Source organism: Luedemannella helvata (assembly GCF_039528415.1).
Classification (GTDB): domain Bacteria; phylum Actinomycetota; class Actinomycetes; order Mycobacteriales; family Micromonosporaceae; genus Luedemannella; species Luedemannella helvata.
The window spans coordinates 1-820 of the sequence record NZ_BAAALS010000106.1; the positions used below are offsets into that span (position 1 = coordinate 1).

The following is an 820-nucleotide window of genomic DNA, read 5'->3' on the forward strand; positions in this document are numbered from 1 at the left end:
CCATCGACGCGTTGCGGTCCCAGGCTTCCAGCGTCAGGAACCTCGTGGTCTGCTTGGTGCGGATCCCCAGGTGCAGGCGCAAGAACTTCGCCAGGTCGGCTGGCGACTGCTGGGCTTCCGCGCTCGCACCGCGCAGGTACGCCGCCGAAGGGCTGACGCCGTAGCCGGGGTTGGCCTTCCGCCATGTCGCCTCGTCGTGCGGGTCGTCATCCTCGCCCGCGCCCCAGACGACGCCGTAGGTGTCGAGGTCGTGCAGCGCGCCGCGGGCCAGCTGCTCGATGTACTGCCGCTTCCGGTCGTAGATCGACTCCTGCTTGCCCTCGTCCGCCGTCGTGATGATGATGACGAGCGGCTGCCGACGCGAGCCGGTACCCGTCTCGATCGTCTCCACCAAGTCCGGGCTCTTGTGGACGTGCAGCTCGTCGATGATCCCGCCGTGCACGTTCGCGCCATGCAGGGCCTCGGCCACCGACGAGACGACCGTGAAATACGACCCGGACGCTGGGTGCGTGATCTTCTTGGTGAACGCCTTGACGTTCCCCTTCAGCGCCGGAGCACGCTCCGCGATCGTCTTGATCGGGTCGAACGTGTACCGGGCCTGCTTCTCCGACGTGGCCGCCGCGTACACCTGGGCGCCCGGCTCCGAGTCCGCGGCCATCAGGTACACGGCGATACCGCCGCTGAGGGTCGTCTTGCCGTTGCGGCGGGGGACGTCCACGTACAGCTTGCGAACGATCCGGACGTAGCCCTCGGCCTCGTCGTCCCAGCGAACCCAGCCGAACACCGGCGCCAGGATGTACGCAACCTGCCACGGGTCAGG

At 68.2% G+C, this 820-nt stretch carries 1 protein-coding gene; it reads right to left on the reverse strand.

Going from position 1 to position 820, the window contains the following annotated elements; translation table 11 throughout:
• On the reverse strand, window positions 1–784 hold a 784-nt coding region (locus tag ABD191_RS28955), incomplete at its 3' end, for a terminase large subunit domain-containing protein (RefSeq protein WP_344089122.1).
• Window positions 785–820 lie beyond the last annotated feature (36 nt).